The organism is Hydrogenophaga sp. (assembly GCF_041633695.1).
In the GTDB taxonomy this organism is placed as follows: Bacteria; Pseudomonadota; Gammaproteobacteria; order Burkholderiales; family Burkholderiaceae_C; genus Hydrogenophaga.
Genome location: NZ_JBFJMY010000501.1, coordinates 1 through 2782 on the forward strand (window position 1 = coordinate 1; position 2782 = coordinate 2782).

Here is a 2782-nt window from a genome sequence, read left to right on the forward strand (position 1 = left end):
CCTGTTGCAATCCTTCTTCTACTGGCCATTCGCGCACCGCGAGGAAATCGCGCACCGCGAAAAGGCCGAGGAGATCATCGACTTCCTGGAGATCGAGCACATCCGGCACCAGCCGGTGGGCACGCTGGGCTACGGCATGCGCAAGCGCGTCGACCTGGGCCGCGCGCTGGCCGCCGACCCCAAGGTACTGCTGCTCGACGAGCCCATGGCCGGCATGAACGCCGAAGAAAAGGAAGACCTCGCGCGCTTCATTCTCGACGTGCGCGAGTTCAAAAAAATTCCGGTGGTGCTGGTCGAGCACGACATGGGCGTGGTGATGGACATCGCCGACCGCGTGGTGGTGTTGAACTTCGGCCGCAAGATCGCCGAAGGCTCGCCCGCCGAGGTGCAGGACAACCCGGACGTGATTTCCGCCTACCTGGGGGTGAGTGCATGAACACCACGCAACGCAGCCCGGGCAAAGAAGGCACGCCCACACGGCCGCAGACGCTGCCCCAACTGCTGCTGAACAACCATCGGCTGCGCCCCGACGTGATCGGCCACCGCTACAAGCAGCGCGGCATCTGGCAGGAATACACCTGGCGCCACATCTACGGCGAGGTCGAGCGACTGGCGTTTGGCCTGCTGGCCCTGGGCGTATCGCGCGGCCAGACCGTGATGTTGATCAGCGAGAACCGGCCTGAAATCTACTGGGTCGAATGGGCAGTGATGGCGATTGGCGCGCGCTCGGTCACGCTCTACCCCGACTCCACTGCCGACGAGATGGCCTACATCGCCGCCGATGCCGAAGCCGTCTGCGTGTTTGCAGAAGACCAGGAGCAGGTGGACAAAGCCCTCGAAGCCCGGCCCCGCGCGCCAGGCCTGCAAAGCATTCTGTATGGCGAATCCGGCGGCCTGTGGAACTACACGCAGCCGGGCTTGAGCAGCCTTGACGCCTTGAAGGCGCTGGGCCAAGCGCTGCAAGCCGCTGCGCCGCGACGGGTGGAAGCGGAGATCGCGCTCGGCCAGGCCGACGACGTGGCCTTGCTGGCCTACACCTCGGGCACCACCGGTCAACCCAAGGGCGTGATCACCACCTACCGGGCGCTGCTCGACTGCGCCGAGCGCCTGCGCCGCGCGCTCGATCTGCAACCCGACACCGACTACCTGTCCTACATCCCGCTGTCGTGGGTGCCCGAACAATGGTTCGGTGTGACGCTGGGCATGTCGCTGCCGCTCCGCGTGAACTTCGCCGAGCGCCCCGACCAGGTGCAGGAAGCCATTCGCGAACTCGCGGTGGACGTGATCGTGCTCGGCCCTCGCCAATGGGAAAGCCTGGCCTCGCGCGTGTTCACCCGCATGATCGACGCGGGCTGGCTGCGCAACAAGCTGCTGGACTGGGGCATCGCCGTGGGGCGGCGCGTGCACCTGGCGCGCACACAAGGACGCGAGCCCGCCGCGCGGGACCGCGCCGCCTACGCGCTGGCCGAACACCTGGTGCTGCGGCCCTTGCGCGACCAACTGGGCCTGAAGAACGTGAAGGTGGCGATCACCGGCGGGGCGGCGATGTCGCCCGACGTGGTGCGCCTGTTCTCGGCCATGGGCACACCGTTGCGCAACATCTACGCCTGCAGCGAGTTCGGCCTGATCTCCGCCCACACCGGCCAGCAATACGACCCCGAGACGATTGGACAGCCCTTGACCGCCCCCACCGAATGGGGCCCGGCACTGGAGTGGCGCATCACCGAAGCGGCCGAACTGCAACTGCGCGGCGCGGCCGGTTTCTCGGGCTATTGGAAACGGCCAGAAAAGTCGGCGGAAAAGTTCGACGGCGGCTGGTTCCGCACCGGCGACGCGGTGGGCAAGACGGCGCGCGACGAGCTCATCTACTACGACCGTGTCGAGCACATGAGCGAGCTGCGCAGCGGCGCGCGCTACCCCAAACAATTCATCGAGGTGCGCTTGCGCTTTTCCCCGTACATCAAGGAAGTGCTGGTGATCGGCGACGCCCAGCACGACCATGTGACGGCGCTGGTCAACATCGACGACGTGGTGTTCTCACGTTGGGCCGAGCAGCGCAACCTGGGCTTCACCACCTTTGCCGACCTCTCGCAGCGGCAGGAAGTGGTCGACCAGGTGGCCGCCGAGATCCGCAAGGTCAACGGCGCACTGCCGGCTGGTGCGCAGGTGGTGCGTTTTGCCAACCTGCCCAAAGAGCTGGATGCCGACGAGGGTGAACTCACCCGCACCCGCAAGCTCAAGCGCGAGTTCATCGAGCAGCGCTACAACGCCATCATCGACGGGCTCTACGGCACCGGTGCGAACGTCGCGGTGTCGATCCCCGTGCGCTACCAGGACGGCCGCAGCGGCACCTTGCAAGCCGATGTCCGCCTGGCCACGGTGGACGCTGTGCAACCCACAACGGCACGCGCCGCGGAGACCGCATGATGGAATTCCTCAACTACGTGATCAACGGTGCGCTCGTGGGGCAGTTGTATGCGCTGCTCGCGCTGGGCTTCGTGGTGATCTACCGCGCCAGCAAGGTGTTCAACTTTGCGCAGGGCGAGCTGATGCTGATGGGGGCCTTCACGGTCTGGTCGCTCACGCTCGGGGCCGGTCTGGCGCCAGCGGTCGGTGTGCCGCTGGCCTTCGCGGCCGCCCTGGCCTACGGCTTTGCCATCGAACGCCTGTTCTTCTCGCGCCTCATTGGCGAGTCGGTGTTCTCCATGGTCATGGTGACGATCGGCCTGGTGATCCTGATCCGCGGCTTCATCCTCGTGATCTGGGGGCCGATGGACCGGCA

Annotated in this window: 2 protein-coding genes and 1 pseudogene; all 3 read left to right on the forward strand. The window is 66.2% G+C overall.

Translation table 11 applies throughout. From position 1 onward, the window contains the following. On the forward strand, positions 1-436 hold a 436-nt coding region (locus tag ABYB95_RS20755; RefSeq protein WP_372661360.1), incomplete at its 5' end, for an ABC transporter ATP-binding protein. Continuing rightward, the gene (locus ABYB95_RS20760) at positions 433-2427 is read left to right on the forward strand and encodes a long-chain fatty acid--CoA ligase (RefSeq protein WP_372661363.1); all 1995 of its coding nucleotides are present in this window, start codon (positions 433-435) and stop codon (positions 2425-2427) included. The genes ABYB95_RS20755 and ABYB95_RS20760, both read left to right, overlap by 4 nt. After that, positions 2424-2782, forward strand: a pseudogene (locus tag ABYB95_RS20765) (branched-chain amino acid ABC transporter permease); the annotation flags it as partial. The gene ABYB95_RS20760 and the pseudogene ABYB95_RS20765, both read left to right, overlap by 4 nt.

Coding starts and splice junctions, on each gene's coding strand:
- ABYB95_RS20760 (WP_372661363.1), top strand. CDS start 433: ATGAACACCACGCAACGCAGCCCGGGCAAAGAAGGCACGCCCACACGG.